This is a genomic window from Streptomyces sp. NPDC001135, assembly GCF_053598395.1.
On sequence record NZ_JBSFKD010000025.1, the window covers coordinates 1 to 23,036 of the forward strand.

At 72.0% G+C, this 23,036-nt stretch carries 20 protein-coding genes and 1 pseudogene; 10 read left to right on the forward strand and 11 right to left on the reverse strand.

All coding sequences use genetic code 11. The annotated features are described in order from the left end of the window. Both ACWC94_RS27080 and ctaC read right to left on the reverse strand, forming a co-directional pair. Nucleotides 1–203 (reverse strand): annotated as a pseudogene (locus ACWC94_RS27080) (cytochrome ubiquinol oxidase subunit I); the annotation flags it as partial. Next, complete coding sequence (ctaC, locus tag ACWC94_RS27085) at nucleotides 200–1,159, reverse strand: aa3-type cytochrome oxidase subunit II (protein WP_450799686.1); 960 nt, start codon at nucleotides 1,157–1,159, stop codon at nucleotides 200–202. The gene ctaC and the pseudogene ACWC94_RS27080, both read right to left, overlap by 4 nt. Nucleotides 1,160–1,416: 257 nt before the next feature. Between ctaC and ACWC94_RS27090 the strand changes: the two genes are divergently transcribed. Next, the gene (locus ACWC94_RS27090) at nucleotides 1,417–2,793 is read left to right on the forward strand and encodes an aminotransferase class V-fold PLP-dependent enzyme (protein WP_450799688.1); all 1,377 of its coding nucleotides are present in this window, start codon (nucleotides 1,417–1,419) and stop codon (nucleotides 2,791–2,793) included. A 119-nt stretch (nucleotides 2,794–2,912) separates the two neighbouring features. Here ACWC94_RS27090 and ACWC94_RS27095 read toward each other — a convergent pair whose 3' ends face one another. Beyond that, complete coding sequence (locus tag ACWC94_RS27095) at nucleotides 2,913–3,887, reverse strand: carbohydrate kinase family protein (RefSeq protein WP_450799690.1); 975 nt, start codon at nucleotides 3,885–3,887, stop codon at nucleotides 2,913–2,915. A 130-nt stretch (nucleotides 3,888–4,017) separates the two neighbouring features. Between ACWC94_RS27095 and ACWC94_RS27100 the strand changes: the two genes are divergently transcribed. Then, a complete protein-coding gene (locus tag ACWC94_RS27100; RefSeq protein ID WP_450799691.1) occupies nucleotides 4,018–4,227 on the forward strand; it encodes a hypothetical protein in 210 nt (69 codons plus the stop codon). Between the two features lie 101 nt (nucleotides 4,228–4,328). Further along, nucleotides 4,329–6,062 (forward strand): hypothetical protein, encoded by a 1,734-nt coding sequence (locus ACWC94_RS27105; RefSeq protein ID WP_450799692.1) that lies wholly within the window; start codon nucleotides 4,329–4,331, stop codon nucleotides 6,060–6,062. An 84-nt stretch (nucleotides 6,063–6,146) separates the two neighbouring features. On the opposite strand, the gene ACWC94_RS27110 is transcribed toward ACWC94_RS27105, so the two are convergent. Continuing rightward, nucleotides 6,147–6,503, reverse strand: a complete 357-nt coding sequence (locus tag ACWC94_RS27110) for an iron-sulfur cluster assembly accessory protein (protein WP_023551351.1) — start codon at nucleotides 6,501–6,503, stop codon at nucleotides 6,147–6,149. A gap of 267 nt (nucleotides 6,504–6,770) precedes the next feature. Here ACWC94_RS27110 and nadA point away from each other — a divergent pair, with 267 nt between their 5' ends. Further along, nucleotides 6,771–7,955 carry a quinolinate synthase NadA gene (gene nadA, locus ACWC94_RS27115; protein ID WP_450799693.1) on the forward strand — a complete coding sequence of 395 codons (1,185 nt, stop codon included), beginning with the start codon at nucleotides 6,771–6,773 and terminating at the stop codon, nucleotides 7,953–7,955. A gap of 72 nt (nucleotides 7,956–8,027) precedes the next feature. Here nadA and ACWC94_RS27120 read toward each other — a convergent pair whose 3' ends face one another. From ACWC94_RS27120 to ACWC94_RS27140, 5 genes are all read right to left on the reverse strand, one after another. Next, nucleotides 8,028–11,129, reverse strand: a complete 3,102-nt coding sequence (locus tag ACWC94_RS27120) for an efflux RND transporter permease subunit (RefSeq protein WP_450799694.1) — start codon at nucleotides 11,127–11,129, stop codon at nucleotides 8,028–8,030. A gap of 181 nt (nucleotides 11,130–11,310) precedes the next feature. After that, a complete protein-coding gene (locus ACWC94_RS27125; RefSeq protein ID WP_450799696.1) occupies nucleotides 11,311–11,985 on the reverse strand; it encodes a response regulator in 675 nt (224 codons plus the stop codon). Continuing rightward, a complete protein-coding gene (locus ACWC94_RS27130) occupies nucleotides 11,982–13,202 on the reverse strand; it encodes a sensor histidine kinase (protein ID WP_450799697.1) in 1,221 nt (406 codons plus the stop codon). The genes ACWC94_RS27125 and ACWC94_RS27130 overlap by 4 nt, the downstream gene beginning before the upstream one ends. A 95-nt stretch (nucleotides 13,203–13,297) precedes the next feature. Further along, nucleotides 13,298–13,576: a PspA-associated protein PspAA gene (gene pspAA / locus ACWC94_RS27135; protein WP_450799698.1), complete on the reverse strand. Its 279-nt coding sequence runs from the start codon at nucleotides 13,574–13,576 to the stop codon at nucleotides 13,298–13,300. 33 nt (nucleotides 13,577–13,609) lie between these two features. Next, nucleotides 13,610–14,401: a PspA/IM30 family protein gene (locus tag ACWC94_RS27140; protein WP_450799699.1), complete on the reverse strand. Its 792-nt coding sequence runs from the start codon at nucleotides 14,399–14,401 to the stop codon at nucleotides 13,610–13,612. Nucleotides 14,402–14,647: 246 nt separating this feature from the next. Between ACWC94_RS27140 and ACWC94_RS27145 the strand changes: the two genes are divergently transcribed. The 3 genes from ACWC94_RS27145 (at nucleotide 14,648) to ACWC94_RS27155 (ending at nucleotide 17,225) form a co-directional block, all read left to right on the forward strand. Continuing rightward, the gene (locus tag ACWC94_RS27145) at nucleotides 14,648–15,274 is read left to right on the forward strand and encodes a DUF3043 domain-containing protein (protein ID WP_450799700.1); all 627 of its coding nucleotides are present in this window, start codon (nucleotides 14,648–14,650) and stop codon (nucleotides 15,272–15,274) included. An 83-nt stretch (nucleotides 15,275–15,357) separates the two neighbouring features. Further along, nucleotides 15,358–16,095, forward strand: coding sequence for a class I SAM-dependent methyltransferase (locus ACWC94_RS27150; protein WP_450799836.1), 738 nt, complete (start codon nucleotides 15,358–15,360; stop codon nucleotides 16,093–16,095). Nucleotides 16,096–16,151: 56 nt separating this feature from the next. Next, nucleotides 16,152–17,225: a S1C family serine protease gene (locus ACWC94_RS27155; protein WP_450799701.1), complete on the forward strand. Its 1,074-nt coding sequence runs from the start codon at nucleotides 16,152–16,154 to the stop codon at nucleotides 17,223–17,225. Between the two features lie 44 nt (nucleotides 17,226–17,269). On the opposite strand, the gene ACWC94_RS27160 is transcribed toward ACWC94_RS27155, so the two are convergent. Next, entirely contained in the window at nucleotides 17,270–17,485 is a 216-nt protein-coding gene (locus ACWC94_RS27160; protein ID WP_450799702.1) for a hypothetical protein, read from the reverse strand. Between the two features lie 80 nt (nucleotides 17,486–17,565). On the opposite strand from ACWC94_RS27160, the gene ACWC94_RS27165 reads away from it, so the two are divergent. Further along, nucleotides 17,566–18,768, forward strand: coding sequence for a bifunctional adenosylcobinamide kinase/adenosylcobinamide-phosphate guanylyltransferase (locus ACWC94_RS27165; protein WP_450799703.1), 1,203 nt, complete (start codon nucleotides 17,566–17,568; stop codon nucleotides 18,766–18,768). A 111-nt stretch (nucleotides 18,769–18,879) separates the two neighbouring features. On the opposite strand, the gene ACWC94_RS27170 is transcribed toward ACWC94_RS27165, so the two are convergent. Then, entirely contained in the window at nucleotides 18,880–19,863 is a 984-nt protein-coding gene (locus ACWC94_RS27170) for a class I SAM-dependent methyltransferase (RefSeq protein WP_450799704.1), read from the reverse strand. Between the two features lie 133 nt (nucleotides 19,864–19,996). Here ACWC94_RS27170 and cobT point away from each other — a divergent pair, with 133 nt between their 5' ends. Both cobT and ACWC94_RS27180 read left to right on the forward strand, forming a co-directional pair. Beyond that, a complete protein-coding gene (gene cobT, locus ACWC94_RS27175; RefSeq protein ID WP_450799705.1) occupies nucleotides 19,997–21,061 on the forward strand; it encodes a nicotinate-nucleotide--dimethylbenzimidazole phosphoribosyltransferase in 1,065 nt (354 codons plus the stop codon). 161 nt (nucleotides 21,062–21,222) lie between these two features. After that, on the forward strand, nucleotides 21,223–23,019 hold the full coding sequence (locus ACWC94_RS27180) for a phosphatidylglycerol lysyltransferase domain-containing protein (protein ID WP_450799706.1): 1,797 nt from the start codon (nucleotides 21,223–21,225) through the stop codon (nucleotides 23,017–23,019). The last annotated feature ends 17 nt before the right edge of the window (nucleotides 23,020–23,036 follow it).

Sequence of the window (23,036 nt, forward strand, 5' to 3'; positions counted from 1 at the left end):
TCGGCGCGCATCAGCAGCGCCATCACGCCACCGATCAGGAAGAACGCGAACGAGGTGACCAGATAGAGCGTGCCGATCGTCTTGTGGTCGGTGGTCGTCAGCCACTTCACCACGACGTTGCCGGGCTGCTTGCGCCTGACCGGCAGCTCGTCGGCGTAGCCTTCAGCTGCCGCGGCACCCTGGGGTTCGTTGAGGATGCTCACAGGTTGTTCGTCTCCCGGTTCTTCTCGTGGCTCGTCTGCGCGATGCCGGCGGGAATGTAACCGGTCTGCCCCTTCTTGGCGAGGTCCTGGAGGTGCTTCTGGTACGCCGCCGGAGACACGACCTTCACGTTGAACAGCATCCGGGAGTGGTCGACGCCGCAGAGCTCGGCACACTTGCCGAGGAAGGTGCCCTCGTGGTTGGGGGTCACCTGGAAGGCGTTGGTGTGGCCCGGGATGACGTCCTGCTTCATCAGGAACGGCACCACCCAGAAGGAGTGGATGACGTCACGAGAGGTCAGGACGAAGCGGACCGTCTTGCCCTTGGGGAGCCAGAGCGTCGGACCCGGGTTGCCGGTCTCCGGGTTCCGCGTGCCGGGGGTACCGACGTCGTAGACACCGCCGGCGTTCGCCGGGAAGTCGGCCTTGAACCGGTCCGGGATCGCGTTCAGCTGCGGGTCGGTCTTCGCGTTGCCGGTGGAGCCGGGCACGTTCTCGATGTAGTTGAAGCCCCAGCTCCACTGGAAGCCGACCACGTTGACCGTGACGTCGGGCTTCTTGGAGAGGTCCAGGAGCTTGGACTCGTCCCGGGCCGTGAAGTAGAAGAGCACCGAGATGATGATGATCGGGACCACCGTGTACAGGGCCTCGATCGGCATGTTGTACCGGGTCTGCGGAGGTACCTCGACCTTGGTGCGGCTGCGCCGGTGGAACATGGCGCTCCACAGGATCAGGCCCCACACCAGCACGCCGACGGCGAGCGCGGCAGCCCAGGAGCCCTGCCACAGGGTGAGGATCCGCGGAGCCTCATCCGTGGTCGGGGTGGGCATACCAAGGCGGGGGAAGTCCTTGTATGTGCAACCGGTTGCGGTCGCCAGGACCAGGCCCGCGGTCATTGCCTGCAGCAGCTTCCGCCGCATCGGGCGCCGCGGCGAGCGGTCGGAGCCGTTGGGACTCACGTAGCGCCTTCCCGAGAGTCTCGCCCGCGCGGTCGGCTGCGGCCTTCTCGCTGGTCGGTCGCCGCCCTGCGTCGGGCAGGGGTTTGGATGTTTATGCGGACCAAACCCTAGCCCACCCTCTCCGAGGGTTCGCGGGGAGGGGTGCCTACTGGAGTGGGTGGTTCGCTGAATTGGCGGGCGCGGGCACATCGTGGCTGGTCGCGCAGTTCCCCGCGCCCCTGGGTCGGCTGCCCCCGCCGGGGTCTTAACGTTGCCGTATGGCCTACTTTGACGCTGCCTCCGCCGCCCCTCTCCATCCCGTTGCCCGTCAGGCGCTGTTGGCCTCTCTGGATGACGGATGGGCCGATCCTGCGCGGCTGTACCGGGAGGGACGCAAGGCGCGGATGTTGCTGGACGCCTCGCGGGAGGCGGTTGCCGAAGCCGTCGGCTGCCGGGCCGACGAGGTGGTGTTCACCCCCTCCGGGACCCGAGCCGTCCATACGGGTGTCGCGGGGGCGTTGGCCGGGCGGCGGCGGGTCGGACGCCACCTGATCGTGTCGTCCGTCGAACACTCCTCCGTCCTCCATTCGGCGGAGGTGTTCGAGGCGGACGGCGGGACGGTGACCCGGGTGCCGGTGAACCGGGCGGGGGCCGTGGACCCGTCGGCGTACGACGCCGCCCTGCGCCCGGACACCGCGCTTGCCGTGCTCCAGTCGGCCAACCACGAGGTGGGGACCGTGCAGCCGGTGGGTGAGGTGGCCGAGGTGTGCCGGGCCGCCGGGGTGCCGCTGCTGGTGGACGCGGCGCAGTCACTGGGGTGGGGGCCCGTCGAAGGCGCCTGGTCGCTGCTGACGGCCAGCGCGCACAAGTGGGGCGGGCCGTCCGGGGTCGGCCTTCTTGCCGTACGCAAGGGGGTGCGGTTCGCCGGCCAAGGGCCGGTGGACGAGCGGGAGTCGGGGCGGGCGCCCGGGTTCGAGAACATCCCGGCGATCGTGGCGGCCGTGGCCTCGCTGCGGGCGGTACGGGCGGAGGCGGCCCAGGAGGCGCTGCGGCTGCGGGAGCTGACGGCGCGGATCCGGGCGCGGGTGCCGCAGGCCGTGCCGGACGTGGAGGTCGTCGGCGACGCCGAACGGCGGCTGCCGGGAATCGTCACCTTCTCCTGTCTCTACGTCGACGGCGAGGCGCTGCTGCACGAGCTGGACCGGGAGGGCTTCTCGGTCTCCTCCGGTTCGTCCTGCACGAGCAGCACCCTGACGCCCAGCCATGTGCTCAAGGCGATGGGTGTGCTGAGCGAGGGGAACGTGCGCGTTTCCCTGCCTGCCGGGACGGCCGAGGAGGACGTGGAGCGGTTCCTCGGGGTACTGCCCGCAGCCGTGGCCGGGGTCCGGGAGAAGCTGGGCGCGCCGGCGCCGGCCACACAGGCGGGCCCGGAGGAACTGGTCGTCGACTCCCTCGGCAAGCGCTGCCCGATCCCGGTCATCGAACTGGCCAAGGTGTTCGAACAGGTGCCGGTCGGGGGGACCGTACGGGTCCTCTCCGACGACGAGGCGGCCCGCCTGGACATCCCGGCGTGGTGCGAGATGCGGGGGCAGGAGTACCTCGGGGAGGAGCCGGCGGACAGGGGCACGGCGTTCGTGGTCCGAAGGGTCTCCTGAAGGCGCCCCGAGGGGCGGGGCAGCGCCCCGTGAAGGGCGCGGGGAACCGCGCGACCAGCCCCCACGCGCCTTCACCCGACGACGGCGGGACCGAGTCGGCCGAATGGCCGAACCCGGCCTCAGCCGAGGTGGGCCCGCACTTCCTCCCCGGCCTCTTCCCCGTACGCCTTCACGAACCGCTCCATGAAGTGCCCCCGCCGCAACTGGTACTCCTGCGTACCCACCGTCTCGATGACGAGGGTCGCCAGCATGCAGCCGACCTGCGCCGCCCGCTCCAGCGGGACACCCCAGGCCAGCCCCGAGAGGAACCCGGCGCGGAAGGCGTCGCCGACACCCGTGGGGTCGGCCTTGCGCTCCTCCTCCGGGCAGCCGACCTCGATCGGGTCCTCGCCGACCCGCTCGATGCGCACACCCCGCGAGCCGAGCGTGGTGACGCGGTGGCCGACCCTGGCCAGGATCTCGCCCTCGCTCCAGCCGGTCTTGGACTCGATGAGGCCCTTCTCGTACTCGTTGGAGAACAGGTACGTCGCGCCGTCCAGCAGTATCCGGATCTCCTCACCCTCCATCCGGGCGATCTGCTGGGAGAAGTCGGCGGCGAAGGGGATCCGGCGGGAGCGGCACTCCTCGGTGTGGCGGAGCATGGCCTCCGGGTCGTCGGCGCCGATGAGGACCAGGTCGAGGCCGCCCACGCGGTCCGCGACGGTCTTCAGCTCGATGAGGCGGGCCTCGCTCATCGCGCCGGTGTAGAAGGAGCCGATCTGGTTGTGGTCGGCGTCGGTGGTGCACACGAAGCGGGCGGTGTGCAGGGTCTCGGAGATCCGGACCGACTCGGTGTCCACACCGTGCCGGTCGAGCCAGGCCCGGTACTCGTCGAAGTCGAAACCGGCGGCACCGACCAGGATCGGCTCGGTGCCGAGCTGGCCCATGCCGAAGGCGATGTTGGCGGCGACTCCGCCGCGGCGCACGTCCAGGTTGTCGACCAGGAAGGAGAGCGAAACCGTGTGCAGCTGGTCCGCGACGAACTGGTCGGCGAAACGGCCGGGGAAGGTCATGAGGTGGTCAGTGGCGATGGAGCCGGTGACTGCGATGCGCACGACGGGGATTCTCCTGCGGGAGGCTGGGTTGACAGTTCACGCTACCCGGTCGGCCGCCAGGGCTGTAGCTGGCGAAACTACCCGATAGTAGATCTTTCTTCGCGGCCTTGAGCAGGCCTACGGTGCGCTCATGACGAACCTCGAGTTTCGCCCCTCCGCCCCGGCCGACCTCGACGGCGACCTCGCGGCGCTGCGCGGTGACTGTGCCCGGATGGCTCCGCACTGGACGGTTCCCGACCATGCCGAGTCCCGGCCGGTGCCGCCGTCCCTGATCCACGGGGTGACCGTGCCGGTGCGGTCCGCGCGGCTGCTGGACGCGATGTCGGACTACGGCGACTGACGCGCGGGCGCATTCGGCGGGGAACCGCACGCTCCCCTCGCGCGTCCCATCGCCGTCCCCCAGGCGGGGGATGAGGGATACGACCAGCGAGGAGCGATGCGGTGAACACCGAGCGACCCGAGAACCGCGAGCAACCCGAGGGCTCCGAGCAGGCCGAGAGCGCCCCGGGCGCCGCGAGCCGGGAGAGCTGTGAGGCGCCCGGGGACTCGGGGAACCCCGAGCCGGCGGTCGCGACGACGCAGGACGCGCACAGCGCGGACGACGTGGACGAAGCGGACGACGTTGTCGGTGCTGACGGCGCGGACGGCACGGGAAGCACGGGTACGGACGGCGCTGATGACACCGTCGGCACCGTCGGTACTGACGGCACTGATGACACCGTCGGCACCGTCGGTGCTGACGGCGCTGGTGATCCGGAGACCGACGACGCGGACGGCGGGCGTGCCGGGCGGCGGCGGTCGCGGCTCGCCGTCGTCTCCGTCGCCGCCGCCGTGCTGCTGGTCGGCGGCGGTGGCGCCTACCTCGCGGCGGGCAGTGACACCGGGGGCCGTACGGCCGGCGCCGGCGCCCCTCCCCCGCCGCTCACCCTGGACGGCTGGAGCGGCACGGGCGGTATCGCCTCGGGCGAGCCGGACCCGTACGGGGCGACGTACGTGGCCCAGGGCGAGCTGCCGTCCGGTCCCGGCTCCGCGCCGGTGTACGTGCCGAAGGGCGAGGTCGGCAAGGACGCGGTGGCCCGGCTGGCCAAGGCGCTCGGCGTCGACGGCGCCCCGGTGGCCGTGGGGCGGATCTGGCGGGTCGGCGGCAAGGACGGCTCCGGGCCGAGCCTCCAGGTGAACCGGGACGCGCCGGGCAGCTGGAGCTACAGCCGGTACGCGCCGGGCACCGACGACTGCCGGAAGGGTGTTCTCTGCGCGCACGACCCGATGGTCCCCGCCGGCACCCCGGTGAGCGTGGCGAAGGCGACCGAGGTCGCCGCGCCCGTACTGAAGGCGGCCGGTCTGGACGACGCGAAGATCGACGCGAGCCAGGTCATGGGCGCCCAGCGGGTGGTCAACGCCGATCCGGTGGTCGGCGGACTGCCGACGTTCGGCTGGACCACCGGTCTGACCGTGGACCGGCAGGGCGAGCTGGTCGGCGCGCACGGGCTGCTCGGGGCTCCGGTGAAGGGCGACACGTATCCCGTGCTGAGCGCCGCGAAGACGCTGAAGCTGATGAACGCGGCTCCGCGGGGCGACCACCGGATGGGGATCGGCGGCTGCGCCAGCCCGGTGCCGCTGAAGGACCGGCTGGAGCAGCCGTGCGGGGCGTCCACGGGCGCGCCGAAGCAGGGAGCGGACCCGGGCACCGGCACGGTCACCGTGGCCAAGGCGGCCTTCGGGCTGGCCTCGCACTCCGTCTCCGGGCGGCAGACACTGGTGCCGTCCTGGCTGTTCGAGGCGCGGGGGCCCGCCGGCCAGGGCACGTCCACGGTTACGTATCCGGCGGTCGATCCCCGGTACCTGGCGTCCACGGCCACCCCGTCGACGCCCACCGCGTCCGCGGCGCCCCGGGGTGTGAAGGTGACCGGCTACACGGCCGACGACCGGGAGCTGACCGTGAGCTTCTACGGCGGGGTGTGCGCCGACTACGAGGCGACGGCGAAGGAGAGCGGCGAGCGGGTGACCGTGACGGTGACCGAGCACCCCTGGCCGGACAAGGTGTGCGTGCTGATCGCCAAGGAGTACGTGAAGACCGTGCGGTTGGCCGCGCCGTTGGACGGGCGGTCCGTGGTCGGTGCCGACGGCAGCCCCGTTCCGCAGGCCAAGCCGGGCGTCCTGCGGGGAGGGGCGTGACGGTCGCCGGCCGGTGTACGACGAAGGCGGCGGCCCCGGAGAGGGGCCGCCGCCTTCGTCATGCCTCAGACAGGAACCGTCGGCTCAGCTGAAGGAGTCGCCGCAGGCGCAGGAACCGGTCGCGTTCGGGTTGTCGATCGTGAAGCCCTGCTTCTCGATCGTGTCCACGAAGTCGACGGTGGCGCCGCCCAGGTACGGAGCGCTCATGCGGTCGGTGACGACCTTGACCCCGCCGAAGTCCTTCTCGACGTCACCGTCGAGCGAGCGCTCGTCGAAGAAGAGCTGGTAGCGCAGGCCGGAGCAGCCGCCGGGCTGGACGGCGACACGCAGCGCGAGGTCGTCACGGCCTTCCTGGTCGAGCAGGGCCTTGACCTTGGCCGCGGCGGCGTCGGTCAGGATGATGCCGTCGGTGACGGTGGTGGTCTCGTCCGATACGGACATCTACATCTCTCCCGGGTTGTACGGAGACTGCTTGCCGACGAGTGCAACCGGCGCTTCCGCGGATTCATTCCGGGCCGGGCAGTCGCGTTTTTGCTTCTGTCTTCATGCTCGCACATGCCCGTGGGCACCGGCAGTGGCCCGCGGAGGGACCCGGCGGGGACCCGGGCAGGATTCACGTCACATAGACGCTATGGCCATCGTCAAACTGACGTGAACCGGTTATGATAGATAGCGTCAGTTAGACGAAAAGTAGAAAGGGTGCGTGTCGTGACCACCGCCCAGACCCCGGAGCTCGACGTGCAGCCGACTCCGCTCGCCCTGCTGCTGCTCGGCCGTGAGGCCGACCCGAAGAGCGAGCGGGGTGTCGAGTGCCCCGGTGACCTGCCGTCGCCGTCCGACCCCGACCTGGTCGAGCGCGCCCGCGCGGCCAAGGAGAAGCTCGGCGACAAGGTCTTCGTGCTCGGCCACCACTACCAGCGCGACGAGGTCATCCAGTTCGCGGACGTCACGGGTGACTCCTTCAAGCTGGCCCGGGACGCGGCCGCGCGCCCGGAGGCCGAGTACATCGTCTTCTGCGGTGTGCACTTCATGGCCGAGTCGGCGGACATCCTCACCTCCGACGACCAGAAGGTCGTCCTGCCCGACCTCGCCGCCGGCTGCTCCATGGCCGACATGGCGACGGCCGAGCAGGTGGCGGAGTGCTGGGACGTGCTGACGGAGGCCGGGATCGCCGAGCAGGTGGTCCCCGTCTCGTACATGAACTCCTCCGCGGACATCAAGGCGTTCACCGGCAGGCACGGCGGCACGATCTGCACCTCGTCGAACGCCAAGCGGGCGCTGGACTGGGCCTTCGAGCAGGGCGAGAAGGTGCTGTTCCTGCCGGACCAGCACCTGGGCCGCAACACCGCCGTCCGGGACATGGGCATGTCCCTGGACGACTGCGTGGTCTACAACCCGCACAAGCCGAACGGCGGCCTGACGGCGGACGAGCTGCGCGCGGCGAAGATGATCCTGTGGCGGGGCCACTGCTCGGTCCACGGCCGCTTCAGCCTGGACTCGGTCAACGACGTGCGCGCCCGTATCCCCGGCGTGAACGTCCTCGTCCACCCCGAGTGCAAGCACGAGGTGGTCGCCGCCGCGGACTACGTCGGCTCGACGGAGTACATCATCAAGGCCCTGGAGGCGGCCCCGGCGGGCTCCAAGTGGGCCATCGGCACCGAGCTGAACCTGGTCCGGCGGCTGGCGAACCGTTTCGCGCCCGAGGGCAAGGAGATCGTCTTCCTCGACAAGACGGTCTGCTTCTGCTCGACCATGAACCGCATCGACCTGCCGCACCTGGTCTGGGCCCTGGAGTCCCTGGCCGAGGGCAACCTGGTCAACCGGATCGAGGTCGACCAGGAGACGGAGGCGTTCGCGAAGCTGGCGCTTGAGCGGATGCTGGCGCTGCCGTAGGGATCCCCGTACACGGCGAGGGGCCCGCCGGACACTCCGAGGTGTCCGGCGGGCCCCTCCCCGTCGTGGGGGTCAGACTCCGGCAGGCTCCGGAACTCTCTCCGCCCGCGGCTCCTTCTTCGCCGCCCGTTTCTTCGCCCGGCGCTCCTTGCGCAGCTCCAGCATCGCGTAGAGCGTGGGCACCAGCAGCAGCGTCAGCAGCGTGGACGTGATCAGGCCGCCGATGACGACCACCGCCAGGGGCTGGGCGATGAAGCCGCCCTCACCCGTGACGCCCAGGGCCATGGGAAGCAACGCGAAGATCGTCGCCAGCGCCGTCATCAGGATCGGGCGGAGGCGGTGGCGGCCACCCTCGATCACCGCCTCCACGACGCCGCAGCCCTGCCTCCTGTACTGGTTGATCAGGTCGATCAGCACGATCGCGTTGGTCACCACGATGCCGATCAGCATCAGCATGCCGATCATCGCCGGGACGCCCATCGGGGTGCCGGTGGCGACCAGCAGGCCGATCGCGCCCGTCGCCGCGAACGGGATGGAGACCAGGAGGATCAGGGGCTGCGCCAGGGAGCGGAACGTCGCCACCAGCAGCATGAAGACGATCGCGATCGCCGCCAGCATGGCCAGGCCCAGGTTCTTGAACGCGTCGTTCTGGTCCGACGTCACGCCGCCGATCTCGGCCTTCGCGCCCGCCGGCAGCCTCAGGGCCTTGATTTTCGACTGCAGCTTGGTGCTGATAGCACCGGTGTTGTCACCGGTCGGCCTGGCGGTGACGGTGGCGGCGCGCTGACCGTCGATCCGGGTCAGGGACACGGGGCCGTCCACCAGTTTCACCGTGGCGATGTCGCCCAGCTTCACCGGGCCGAGACGCAGCGCCTTCAGCTGGGCCGGCGTGGTCGCGGGCTTCGCGGACCGCACGACGACGTCCCGCTCGGTGTCGTCGAGGATCGCCTTCGCCGCCGTCGTACCGCGCACCGCCTGGGCGACCGCCGCACCGAGCTTCTGGTCGTCGAACCCGGCCGCCGCCGCCTTCGCGTTGGCCTTGACCGAGATCCGCGGGACGCTCGTCGCGAGGTCGCTGGTGACGTCCGTGACGCCGTCGAGGCCGGCGACCGTGGAGCGGACCTGCTCCGCGGCCGTGCTCAGCGCCCTGGGGTCGGACGCCTTGACCACCACGCTCAGGTTCTGGTTGCCGAAGCCGTCACCGGCCGACACCGTGGTCGTCCCGATGCCCCTGAGCTTCTTCAGGCCGTCCTCCAGGTGCTTCTGCACCTTGTCGTACGACTTCGAGTCCTTCAGCATCACCTGGTACGAGGCCTGGTTGGTGTCCGTGCCGCCGCCGAAGGCCGCCATGAAGCCGGAGGAGCCGACGGTGACCTGGTAGTCCTTCACGCCCTCGGTGGAAGCCAGCAGCTTCTCCACCCTCTTCGCCTGCGCGTCCGTGGCGGCCAGGCTCGTCCCCGGCTTCAGCTCCTGCCTGACCGTGAGGACCTCCTGCTCGCCCTGGTCGAAGAAGTTCGTCTTCAGCAGGCCGCCCATGCCGAACGTGACGACCAGGACCACGAGCGCGATCAGCACGCTGGTGAGGCGGCGGCGCGTCGCGAAGCGCAGGACGGGGACGTACGCGCGCTGCAGGCGGCTGTTCGCCTCCTTCTCCTCGGCCCGGCGGCGGGCCTGCTCGGCGTCCCCGGGCGTGCCCTTCGGGGCGCGCAGGAACCAGTACGACAGGACCGGAACGACCGTCAGCGACACGAGCAGGGAGGCCAGCAGGGCCGCCGTCACCGTGATGCTGAACGAGCCGAACAGGGCGCCCACCATGCCGCCGACCAGGCCGATCGGCAGGAACACGGCGACCGTGGTGAGGGTGGAGGAGGTGACCGCGCCGGCCACCTCGCGCACGGCGTTCAGGATCGCGTCCCGGCGCTCCTCGCCGTAACCGAGGTGACGCTTGATGTTCTCCAGGACCACGATCGAGTCGTCCACGACCCGGCCGATGGCGATGGTCAGCGCGCCGAGCGTGAGCATGTTCAGGGACAGGCCGCGCGTCCACAGCACGATCAGGGCCAGGACGACCGACAGCGGGATGGACACGGCCGTGACCAGCGTCGAACGGATCGACGCCAGGAAGACCAGGATGATGACGACCGCGAAGAGCAGGCCGAGGGCGCCCTCCGTGGTCAGGCCCTTGATGGACTTCGAGACGGCCGGGCCCTGGTCGCTGACGACGGTGAGCTTCGCGCCGGCGCCGAGCTGCTCGCGCAGGTCGGGCAGCTTGTCCTTGACCGCGTTCGAGATGGTCACCGCGCTGCCGTCGTGGTCCATGGTCACGTTGACGGCGAGGCTGGGCCTGCCGTCGGTGCGGGTGAGGGAGTCGGCCGGGGCCGGCCGCTCCTTGACGGTGGCCACGTCACCGAGGCGTACCGGCCTGCCTCCGCTCGGGCCGGTGACCATCAGGTCCTGGATCTGCTTCAGCGAGGTGAAGCCGCCGCCGACCTGGACGGTGCGGTTGGCGCCGTTGTCGTCGAAGGAGCCGGCCGGGACGGTCGCGCCGCCCGCCTGCAGGGCCTGGCCGAGCGCGGCGGAGGTGAGGCCGGCCCGCGCGAGCCTCGCGTCGTCGGGGGTGACCGTGACCTGGAGGTCGCGGACGCCCATGACCTGGACGCGGCCGACGCCGTCGATGTCCTTCAGGGCGGGTACGACGGTCTTGTCGAGCCGGTCCGCGAGGGCCTGCTGGTCCTCGCCGGAGGTGGCGGCGAGGACCACGGTCGGCATGTCGTCGGTGGAGCCGGATATGACCTGCGGGTCGACGGCGTCCGGGAGCTGGTTGCGGGCCCGGTTCACGGCCTGCTGGACGTCGGAGACGATCCGCTTGGTGTCGTTGCCGTAGTCGAAGGACGCCGTGATCACGGCGTTGCCCTCACTGGCGGTGGACGTGACCGCGGTGACACCGTCGACGCCCTGGACGTTGTTCTCGATCGGCTCGACGACCTGCTTCTCGACCACGTCGGGCGAGGCGCCCCCGTACGGCGCGATCACCGACACCATGGGCAGGTTGATGGTGGGCAGCAGCTGCTGCTTGATCTGGGGGATCGCGATCAGCCCGAAGACGAGCGCGACGAGCGACATCAGGCCGATCAGGGCCCGTTGGCGAAGGCTGAATCTCGACAGCCAGGACATGGATCAGGGTCTCTCTTCGGTGAGCGGCAGAAGCGGCGGAGGGACGCAGGTGAGCGCCCACCCCAAAACCCTGATCCATCGCCGGGGCCCGATCCGTAGGCCCAGGGTCCATTTCCTTATCCGGGCCCTACTCCGTCCGCAGTACGCCCGGGTGGAGATCCGCAGTAGGCCCGGGTGGAGATCACTCCGTCCTCGGACGTACCAGCCCCGACTCGTACGCGATCACCACGAGCTGCGCCCGGTCGCGCGCGCCCAGTTTGGCCATGGCCCGGTTGACGTGCGTCTTCACCGTCAGCGGGCTCACCTCCAGGCGCTCGGCGATCTCGTCGTTCGAGTGGCCGCCGGCGACCTGGACGAGCACCTGCCGCTCCCGGCCGGTGAGCGCGCCGAGCCGCTCGGAGCCGGCGGGGTCGCGGCCGTCGTCGCCCTGGGCGAGGAAGCGGGCGATCAGGCCCTTGGTGGCGGTGGGAGACAGCAGGGCCTCACCGCCGGCCGCGACCCGGATGGCGTTGAGCAGTTCCTCCGGTTCGCTGCCCTTGCCGAGGAAGCCGGAGGCGCCCGCGCGCAGGGCCTGGACCACGTAGTCGTCCACCTCGAAGGTCGTCAGGATGACCACGCGGACGTGCAGCAGGGACGGATCTGCGCTGATCAGACGGGTCGCGGCGAGTCCGTCCGTGCCGGGCATCCGGATGTCCATGAGGACCACGTCGGCGGCCTGCTCCTTGGCCAGCCGGACGGCTTCGGCACCGTCGGAGGCCTCCCCCACCACCTCCATGTCGGGCTCGGAGTCGACCAGCACCCGGAACGCGCTGCGCAGCAGTGCCTGGTCGTCGGCGAGCAGGACACGGATCGTCATGCGGGCTCCCCCTGGGCCGTCTTACGGGTCTTGAGGGGCAGGATCGCATGGACGCGGTAGCCGCCGCCGTAGCGGGGTCCGGTGGTGAGGGTGCCGCCGACGGCGGTGACCCGCTCGCGCATGCCGAGCAGTCCGTGCCCGCCGCCGGCCCCGGGTACCCCGGCCGCGCCCGCCCCGTCGTCCAGCACGGTCACCTCGATGCCCGTCCCCACCCGTACGACGCTGACCTCGGCCCTGGCCTCGGGCCCGGCGTGCTTGCGCACATTGGTCAGGGCCTCCTGGACGATCCGGTAGGCGGCCAGGTCGACGGCCGCGGGCAGTTCGGTGCCCTGGTCGGCGCGGGCCACCTGTACCGGCAGCCCCGCGTTGCGGAAGGTGGCGGCCAGTTCCTCCAGGCGGCTGAGGCCGGGTGCGGGCTCGGTCGGTGCCTCCGGGTCGCCGGACTGCCGCAGCAGCCCGACGGTGGCCCGCAGTTCGTCGAGCGCGGACCGGCTGGCCTCACGGACGTGGGCGAGGGCCTCCTTGGCCTGGTCGGGCCGCTTGTCCATGACGTGTGCGGCGACCCCGGCCTGCACGTTCACGAGGGCGATGTGGTGCGCGACGACGTCGTGCAGATCGCGGGCGATGCGCAGCCGCTCCTCGGCGACGCGGCGGCGGGCCTCCTCCTCGCGGGTGCGTTCGGCTCTCTCGGCGCGCTCCCGGATGGCCTGGACGACCGCGCGCCGGCTGCGTACGGCGTCCCCCGCGGTGGCGCCGATGCCGGTCCAGGCGAGCACGCCCAGGTTCTCCTGCGCGTACCAGGGCAGGGGGCCGCCGAGCATGGCGGCGGCCGTCAGCACGGTCGTGGTGAGCAGGCCGACGCGCCAGGTGGTGGTGCGGTCGGTGGTCGCGGCGACGGTGTACAGGGCGATGACGGCGGACATCGCGACCGGGGCGCGCGGGTCGCCGGTGACGCACTCGATCACGGAGAGGGCGCCGGTGGTGGCGAGGACCGTCTTGGGGGCGCGGCGGCGGAAGACGAGCGCGGCCGCGGTGAGGAGCATGAGGAGGAGGCTGAGGGGGTCGGGCGTACGGACGCCCCAGGTGACGCCGTGCGCTCCGTGGGGGACGACGAAGGAGCCGGCGACCATGCACACCAGTACGCCTGCCGCGATGGAGGCGTCCAGCGCGAGGGGGTGTGCCTTCACGCTGCAGCGGGCGCGGTCGAGGGTGCTCACGGACGACCACAGTACGGGTGCTTTCCAGTGCCCCGTACGGGTGCGGGTCGGGTGTGGGTCGCCTGCCCGCGGCGACGGCCCGAACCCCGGCGGTGCTACCCCGGGATCAGCCCCTCGTCGCTGAGCAGTTCCCTGACCTCCTCCAGCGTCGCATCAGCTGACGGCAGGATCAGCTCCGAGGGTTCCAGCGCGTCGTCCGGAAGCGGGGTGCCGAGACGGCGGACGGTGTCCAGGAGGGCGGCGAAGGTGCGGCGGAACGCCGCCTCGTCACCGCCCTCGATCTCCGCCAGCAGCTCGTCGTCCAGCTTGTTCAGCTCGACGAAGTGGGAGTCGTCCAGCTGCACCTGGCCCTCCCCCATGATCCGTACGATCACGTCGGCCTCCTCGGCTCGGGTCCCGGCGCCGGGCTACTGCTTGTCGAAGCGCGGGGTGTCCTGCGGGTGCTGCTGGGTCTGCCCCTGGCCCGTGCCGCCCTCGATCGCCTGCTGCGGGGAGCCTCCGGCCAGCTCGGCCTTCATGCGCTGCAGTTCCAGCTCTACATCACTACCACCGGAGAGCCGGTCCAGCTCGGCCGCGATGTCGTCCTTGGCCGTGCCGGTCGGGTCGTCCAGGGCACCGGAGGCGAGCAGCTCGTCGATGGCGCCGGCCCGTGCCTGGAGCTGCTGCGTCTTGTCCTCGGCGCGCTGGATGGCCAGGCCCACGTCGCCCATCTCCTCGGAGATGCCGGTGAAGGCCTCGCCGATGCGGGTCTGGGCCTGGGCCGCGGTGTAGGTGGCCTTGATGGTCTCCTTCTTCGTGCGGAAGGCGTCGACCTTGGCCTGCAGGCGCTGGGCCGCGAGCGTGAGCTTCTCCTCCTCGCCCTGGAGGGTGGCGTGCTGGGTCTCGAGGTCGGTGACCTGCTGCTGGAGGGCGGCGCGCCGGGACAGCGCCTCGCGGGCCAGGTCCTCGCGGCCGAGGGCGAGCGCCTTGCGGCCCTGGTCCTCCAGCTTGCCGGACTGCTGCTGCAGCTGGTTGAGCTGGAGTTCCAGGCGCTTGCGGCTGGTGGCCACGTCGGCGACGCCGCGGCGCACCTTCTGCAGCAGCTCCAGCTGCTTCTGATACGAGTAATCGAGGGTCTCGCGCGGGTCCTCGGCCCGGTCAAGGGCCTTGTTCGCCTTCGCGCGGAAGATCATCCCCATACGCTTCATGACACCGCTCATGGGCTTCGCGCGCCCCCTTCTGACGGACTCCAGCTCACAGATCCTGCGACAGGACCCACAGTACGGGCCCTGACTCCATTACCGCACTGTTCGGGGAGTGATGCGCTCATCCCCGAGGACGACTGCGGACCCTATCGCTCCGGCGTGAGGAGTAGGTGATCCCCCACCTGCCCGCACCGGAACGTCCCCTCTGTCCCCCTACAGACGTCCGGTGTTGCCGGATCGTTCCCCGCCCAGCTGGGGTCCATGCCGGTGCAGCCCGTACCCTTGGGTTTTGTGTTCCGTAGCCGTGCCAAGGACGAGAAGGCTCCCGCCGACAAGACGGCGGTAGACCTCTCCAAGCAGCCCCGTGACCCGCAGGCCCCGAAGGGCAGGCCCACGCCCAAGCGCAGTGAGGCCCAGTCCCAGCGGCGCAGCGTGGCCCACACGCCGACCAACCGCAAGGAGGCCGCGAAGCGCCAGCGCGAGGACCGGCGCCAGGCCCTGGCCCGGCAGCGCCAGGCGCTGGCCAGCGGTGACGAGCGCTATCTGCCCGCCCGGGACAAGGGTCCGGTCCGCAAGTTCGCCCGTGCCTGGGTGGACTCGCGGTTCAACGTGGCGGAGTTCTTCCTGCCGCTCGCCGTGGTGATCCTCGTGCTGAGCGTGGTGCGGGTGCCGGCGATCCAGTCGATCGCGCTGCTGCTGTGGCTGGTCGTGATCGTGCTGATCGTGGTGGACGCGGCGATCAGCGGGTTCCGGCTGAAGAAGCGGCTCAAGGAGCGCTTCCCGGACGAGAACACCCGGGGTGCGGTCGCCTACGCCCTGATGCGCTCCCTCCAGATGCGCCGGCTCCGGCTGCCGAAGCCTCAGGTCAAGCGCGGAGAGCGACCCTGAGCGCAGACGCTTTCACCGGGGGCGCGGCCGAGGTGTGGCTGAGCGGGCCGGGCAGGTTGCGTGAGGTCGTACGGCAGGAGCTGGTGGCCCGGCAGCTGGACGAGCAGATAGCCGGGCGGTTCCCGGTCGGGCAGCGGCTGCGGGTGCTCGACGTGGGCATGGGCCAGGGCACGCAGGCGCTGCGGCTGGCCCGGCTCGGCCACCAGGTGACCGGGGTCGAGCAGGACGCGGCGAGGATCGCCGCCGCGCACGAGGTGCTGGCCGCCGAGCCGGACGGCATCCGTGCACGGGTCCGGCTGGTGCAGGGCGACGGGCGGGACACCGGTGTGCACTTCCTGCCGGGCAGCTTCGACGTGGTGCTGTGCCACGGGGTGCTGATGCACGTGGAGGAGCCCGACCCGCTGGTCGCGGGGCTGGCCCGGATGCTCGCGCCCGGCGGACTGCTGTCCCTGCTGGTCCGCAACGGCGACGCGCTCGCCATGCGGCCGGGCCTCGCCGGTGACTGGGCGGGCGCGCTGGCCGCCTTCGACACCACCGCCCACCTCCCCCGTGCTCGGACTGCCCCGGACGGGGAGACCCCCGTCCGGCCGGGTCCGGACGTCCGCGCCGACCGGCTGTCGGCGCTCACCGCCACGCTCGCCGGGATCGCCGCCCCGCTGCACGCCTGGTACGGCGTCCGGGTCTTCACGGACACCGCGGCGGACGACGCGCCGGTCCCGGACGACCTGGAAGCGCTGCTCGCGGTCGAGGAGCGGGCCGGGCGCACGGACCCCTACCGCGGGGTGGCGGCGCTGCTGCACCTGTGCGGTGTACGCGGCTGAGACCGTTCGGGGGAACAGCGCGGGCCGGGTGATCACCACCCGGTGAGACTCGGGGCATGGACGCTTCCCTCACCCGTGCCCTCCGGAAGGCCGTGTCCGCCGTCGCGCCGGCGTGTTGCGCGGTCCTCGCCGCCGGCTGCACCGGGGCCGCCGCTCCGGCCGGTCAGGACACCGCCGCACCCTCGCGGGCGGCGGCCGTGCCGCAGACCGTGAGTGATCTGCAGGCCCAGTACCTGAAGGTCATCAGGGAGGTCCTGCCGTCGGTCGTGCAGATCCAGGCGAGCCACGACCTGGGCTCCGGAGTGGTGTACGACGGCGAGGGGCGCATCGTCACCAACGCGCACGTGGTCCAGTCGGAGAAGACCTTCCAGGTGACCACGGCCAACAGCGAGGAGCCGCTCACCGCGCGCCTGGTGTACTCCTACCCCGATCAGGACCTGGCCGTGATCAAGCTGGACAAGGTGCCGGCCGGGCTGAAGGCGGCGGAGTTCGGCGACTCCGACAAGGTGGAGGTCGGCCAGATCGTGCTGGCCATGGGCTCGCCGCTCGGACTGTCCTCCAGCGTGACCCAGGGCATCGTCTCGGCGACCGGGCGGACCGTCAGCGAGGGCGGCGCGGGCGGGACGGGCGCGACGATCGCGAACATGGTGCAGACCTCGGCCGCCATCAACCCCGGCAACAGCGGCGGCGCGCTGGTGAACCTCGCCGGGCAGGTCGTCGGCATCCCGACGCTCGCCGCCGCCGACCCCGACCTCGGGGGCAGCGCGGCACCCGGCATCGGGTTCGCCATCCCGGCGTCCATGGTGAAGACGGTCGCCGGGCAGATCGTCAAGAACGGCAAGGTCGTCGACTCCGGGCGGGCCGCGCTCGGCATCACCGCGCGGACGGTCGTCGACGACCGCTACCAGCCCGCCGGGGTGGCGGTGGTCACCGTCCGCAGCGGCGGCGCGGCCGACAAGGGGGGCCTGCGCCCGGGCGACATCATCACGAGACTGGGCGACGAGCCCATCACCACCATCACCTCTCTCTCGGAGGCGCTGGCGGCGGACAGGCCGGGCCGGCGGACGACGGTGACCTTCCAGCGGGACGGCGCCGAGCGGACGGCGGAGGTGACGCTGGGCGAGCAGTGAGAAGCGGGGGTACGGTCCCGAGCCGTACCCCCGGGCGCTCCCGCCTACGCCTCCATGGCCGCGCGCAGGCTCATCGGCCCGTAGATCTCGGTGGTCTCCTCGAACAGCCGCACCTGGTCGGCCCCGCCCTCCAGCAGCGCCTTCCAGTGCTCCCCGATCCAGGACTCGGCATCCCCCTGGGTGGTGAACTCCTCGGGCTGCACCGCGGGCTGGACCTCCGTCCCGTCGGCCTTCTCGAACCGCCACGTCCATGCCGTCATGTGGGCCTCCTTGTGATCCAACACCTGCCGGAAGACTAGCCGGAAGCGCAAGACCTGATCGGACGGGTGAAAATCGATCCGTGGAAGTGACTCTGCTCGGTACCGGCGCCCCGGCCGGACTGCCCCGGCCCGACTGCCCCTGCGCCGCCTGCGCGACCGCGCTGGGGCCCGACGCGCGGGCGGCCACGGCCGTGCTGGTGGACGGGGCGCTGCTGCTCGACCTGACGCCGGGCGCGGCGTTCGCGGCGGCGCGGGCCGGGCATTCGCTGGGCGGGGTGCGGCAGGCGCTGCTGTCCCATCCGCACAACGGGCCGGTGGTGGAGGTACCGGCCGGACTGCCGCAGCCCGGCCGGGTGCCGGACGGGCGCGAGTTGGCGCTGCTGACGGGGCATCGGGTGCGGGCGCTGGCGATGGACGCGGGCGGCACCGGATACGACGTGACCGGCCCGGACGGCCGGCGGCTGCTCTACCTGCCGCCCGGCGGGGCCCCGGCCGGTCTGGAGGAGACGGGGGACGAGCCGTACGACATGGTCCTCGCGGACGTCGTGGGCCGCCCGGACGCGCTGGCCCGGCTGCGGGCGGTCGGCTCCGCCGGTCCGACCACGGATGTGATCGCCGTCCACCTGGACCACGACGTGCCGCCCGGCCCGGAGCTGCGGCGCCGGCTGGCGGCGGCCGGGGCGCGGGCGGTCGCCGACGGTACGACGCTGGCCGTCGGCGCGTACGAGGACGTACCGGACGTGCCGCGCCGGACGCTGGTGCTGGGCGGGGCGCGCTCGGGCAAGTCGGTGGAGGCCGAGCGGCGCCTGGAGACCTTCCCGGAGGTGCTGTACGTGGCGACCGGCGGGACGCGGGGCGGGGACGGCGAGTGGGCGCAGCGGGTGGCCGCGCACCGGGAGCGGCGGCCGGGGTCGTGGCGTACGACGGAGACGACGGACCTGGTGCCGTTGCTCTGCGAGGACGGGCCGCCGCTGCTCATCGACTGTCTGTCGCTGTGGCTGACGGACGTCATGGACTCGGTGGGGGCGTGGGACGACGCGGAGTGGGCGGGCGGCGGTGAGAAGTCCCTGCGGGAGCGGGTGCGGGAGCTGACGGACGCGGTGCGGCGCACTCGGCGGACCGTGGTCGCCGTGTCCAACGAGGTGGGGTCGGGGATCGTGCCGGCGACCGCGTCGGGGCGGCGGTACCGGGATGAACTCGGTCGGCTCAACGCGGCGTTCGGCGACGAGTGCGAGCAGGTCGTGCTGGTTGTCGCCGGGCAGGCGGTGGTGCTCCGGGGCTGAGCGGGTGCCCGGTGCCGGTCCGGGGCGGGGCCGGTTCGCTTGCTCAGGGGCCCCTGCTCGGGGGCCCTGCGGGCGCGGGGAACCGCACGGCCGGCCGCCGCGCGCCCGCGGTCAGCCGCGGTCCTTGCGGGCCACGATTCTGTACGCGTTGGAGAACGCGGTGCGGCGGAACAACGGCGCCAGGAGGTGGTCCACGGCCGACGCCAGGTCCAGCAGGGGCGCTGCGGCGATCCTCAGCAGGGGATGCGCGGCCGAGGCCAGGGCGACGGCCCCGGAGAGGTCGTAGGGGATGTGCGGCGCGCGGCGGTCCGTGACGAGGATCGTGCAGCCGGAGGACTCCAACTCCGCGCGCAGGTTGGCCAACGGCATCAGGTGCAGGTGGCGGGGCTGTCCGTACGGGAACCACCATCGGCCGAGCAGCGCGGCGAACCCGCAGCGCGGGTCGGCGACTTCCACCACGAGGTGGCCGCCGGGGCGCAGGACGGTCAGGGCCGCGCGGAGTTCGGCGCGCGGGTCGGGCGCGTGCTCCACGTGCCGGAACATGCTGACCACGTCGTAGCGGGCGCGCAGCCGGGCCGCCATCCCGGGGGTGGAGAGGTAGCCGCGGTGGGCCTCCTCGACCCGCTCCTCCAGTTGGGCCTGCTCGACCCGGGCCGTCGGGTCCAGGCCGTCGAAGCTCGTGTACGGGAAGAACTCCTTCGCCGCCTCGGGGAAGCGGGCGTGGCCCGTGCCCACGTCCAGCCAGCTCTCCGCCTCGGCCAGCGCCGACAGCTTGCGGGCGGTGGCGCGGTGCCGGCGGCGGACGGCCTCGGCGGACAGGATCCGGGCGGTGAACTCCTCCAGGTGCCGTTCGTAGAAGTCCCGGTGGAAGAAGGTGAACCCTTCCGCCGTGAGCCGGGGGTTCTGGAAGACGTGGGCACAGTCACGGCACTGGTCGACGACGAACCGGCCCGGCCGGTGCCGCAGGGGGTCGCCCGCGCGCACCCGGGTGCGCAGCTTTTCGGAACCGCACCAGGGGCAGTTGGCGCGGCGCGGTTCGAGGAACGGGTCGGCCGACCGTGGGAGGTTCGTCGGCGTGAAGGGCGAGGTCGGCATGGGCGGCTCCCTGTGCGACATTCCGCTGCAAACCGGAACGTATGGGATCCCGATCTTGGGTGCAATGACGTCGTGGGGGTGTGGTGGCGATGTGGCGCGGAAGCGTTCGTTCTCTGGCGGTACTGTTCGGCGAATGAGCAGGCTTAATCTGGACGACTTCACCGATCTGATCGAGCGCCCGGACGGGGGCGTGCGCCGTGACGCCGAGACCCGGCGGGAGCGCCAGATCGTGCCGCCCGGGGCGCTGGGACGCCTCGACGAGCTGGGCGAGTGGCTGTCCGCCGCGCAGAGCGCCGTACCGGTACGGACCGTGGAGCGGCCGCGGGTGATCCTCTTCGCGGGGGACCACGGAGTCGCCGAGCTGGGTGTCTCGGCGCGTCCCGCGGGCGGTGCGGAGCAGCTGGTGCGGGCGGTGCTGGAGGGCTTGAGCCCGGTGTCCGTGCTCGCGCGGCGGCAGCAGGTGCCCGTACGGATCGTGGACATGGCCCTGGACTGCGCGCCCGACGCCTTCCCGGAGGACGTCGTACGGCACCGGGTGCGGCGCGGCAGCGGCCGTATCGACATCGAGGACGCGCTCACCCTCGACGAGGCCGAGGCGGCGCTGCTCGCGGGCGTCGCCGTCGCCGACGAGGAGGCCGACTCGGGTACGGACCTGGTGGTGCTCGGCGACATCAGCGTGGGCGGGACCACGGCCGCGGCGGTGCTGATCGCCGCGCTGTGCGGGACCGACGCTTCGGTGGTGACCGGGCGGGGCGGGCTCGCGATCGACGACCTGGCGTGGATGCGCAAGTGTGCGGCGATCCGGGACGCGCTCAGGCGGGCGCGACCGGTGCTCGGGGACCAGCTGCAGCTGCTGGCGACCGTGGGCGGGGCGGACCTCGCGGCGATGACCGGGTTCCTGCTGCAGTGCGCGGTGCGGAAGCTGCCGGTGATCCTGGACGGGGTCGTGGCCGCCGCGTGTGCGCTGGTCGCGCAGCGGGTCGCCTTCCGGGCGCCGGACTGGTGGCTGGCCGGGCACGACAGCGGGGAGCCGGGGCAGGCGAAGGCGCTGGACCGGATGGCCCTGGAGCCGCTGCTGGAGCAGGGGGTGAAGGTCGGCGAGGGCACGGGAGCGTTGCTGGCGCTGCCGTTGGTCCGGGCCGCGGCGGCGCTGGCCGCCGAGCTTCCCGAGAAGGAACCGGAGGAGACGAAGGAGTAGTCGGGTTTCGGCCGGTTCGGCACCGCCGGATCCGGCCGTCGTGACCGAGCTCCTGTGCGGCGGAAAGGAGTTGCCGACCGGGGCGGCCGTGAAACAGCGCGCACGCCACAGAGACCGAAAAAGTACGGTTGGCCCGGGCAGCGCCCATATCATCCTGCCCCATGGGAGATGCCCGAATTGCCGTGCAGCAGCAGGCCGCGCCGGGGCGCCCGGGTGAGGAGGTGCGGCGGTCCACCGGGGCCTCCCGACGGGCCGCCGCCTTCGCCGTCTGGTATCTGCGGACCGTCGCCTTCATCAACTTCCTCAGCGCGGTCTGGGTCTCGCTCGGCCAGGACGTGCGCCGGCACAACCAGGACGACTTCTTCACGCCGTACCTGCTGACGGCCGGCTTCGCCTCGGGTGTCTTCACCGCGTTCCTGGCCATCACCATGCGGCGCAGAAAGCGGGCCGCCTGGATCCTCAACCTCGTGCTCAGCGGGTCCTTCCTCGCCCTGTTCGCGCTGACCATGGCGTTCCCGGAGATCCGGCGGTACCCGCAGAACTGGATCTCCCTGGGCCTCACGGCCGCGTTCGTCGCCGCGCTGCTGGCGGGCCGCCGGGAGTTCTACGCCAAGGGCGACCGGTCCAACCCCCGGCTGGCGGCGACGGTCGCCGTCGGCGGCGGGCTCGTGGCCAGTCTCCTCGCCGGGCTGCTGGTGACCGTCACCAACCAGGCACCGGACGCGGCCCGTTCGACCTTCCTGGAGCGCTGGCACTACGGCACCCTGCGCCTGGTGTCGGTGGCCGCCGACGAGTCCCGCTTCCAGGGGATCGACCCGCCGAACTGGACCAACGTCACCGTGAACGTGCTCAGCACGGCCCTCGTCCTCGCCGTGCTCTACGCCGCCTTCCGCTCCCGGCGCGCCGTCGACCCGCTCACCGAGGACGACGAGAAGCAGCTGCGGGCCCTGCTGGAGCGGCACGGCGAGCGGGACTCGCTGGGCTACTTCGCGCTGCGCCGGGAGAAGAGCGTGGTGTGGTCGCCGACCGGCAAGGCGGCCGTCGCCTACCGGGTGGTCGGCGGGGTGAGCCTGGCCTCCGGTGATCCGCTCGGGGATCCCGAGGCCTGGCCGGGCGCGATCGCGCCGTGGCTGGCCGAGGCGCGGGCACACGGGTGGATCCCGGCGGTGATGGGCGCGAGCGAGGAGGCGGGGACCGTGTACGCCCGGCACGGGCTGGACGCGCTGGAACTGGGCGACGAGGCGATCGTGGAGGTCGCGGACTTCACGCTGGAGGGCCGGGCGATGCGGACGGTCCGGCAGGCGTACAACCGGGTGAAGCGGGCCGGGTACGAGGTGCGGATCCGGCGGCACGAGGACATCCCGGCGGACGAGATGGCGTCTGTCGTCACCCGCGCGGACGACTGGCGGGACGGGGCGACCGAGCGCGGGTTCAGCATGGCGCTCGGCCGGCTCGGGGACCCCGGGGACGGGCGGTGCGTGATGCTGGAGTGCACGGACGCCGAGGGCCGGCCGCGCGCGCTGCTGTCCTTCGTGCCGTGGGGGCCGCACGGGCTGTCCCTGGACCTGATGCGCCGTGACCGGCACGCCGAGAACGGCCTGATCGAGTTCATGGTCATCGAGCTGCTGCGGCGGGCCGGCGAGATCGAGATCACGCAGGTGTCACTCAACTTCGCGATGTTCCGTTCGGTCTTCGAACGTGGCGCGCGCCTCGGTGCCGGTCCGGTGCTGAGGTGGTGGCGGTCGCTGCTCAGCTTCTTCTCACGCTGGTGGCAGATCGAGTCGCTGTACCGCGCCAACGCCAAGTACCGGCCCATCTGGGAGCCGCGGTTCCTGCTCTTCGAGAAGAGCGCGGACCTGCTGCGCATCGGCCTCGCCTCGGCTCGCGCGGAAGGCTTCCTGGAAGCGCCGGGGCTGCCGAAGTGGCTGCACCGCAGACACCTCGGCGCGCACAGATGACCGTACGGGGGATGAGG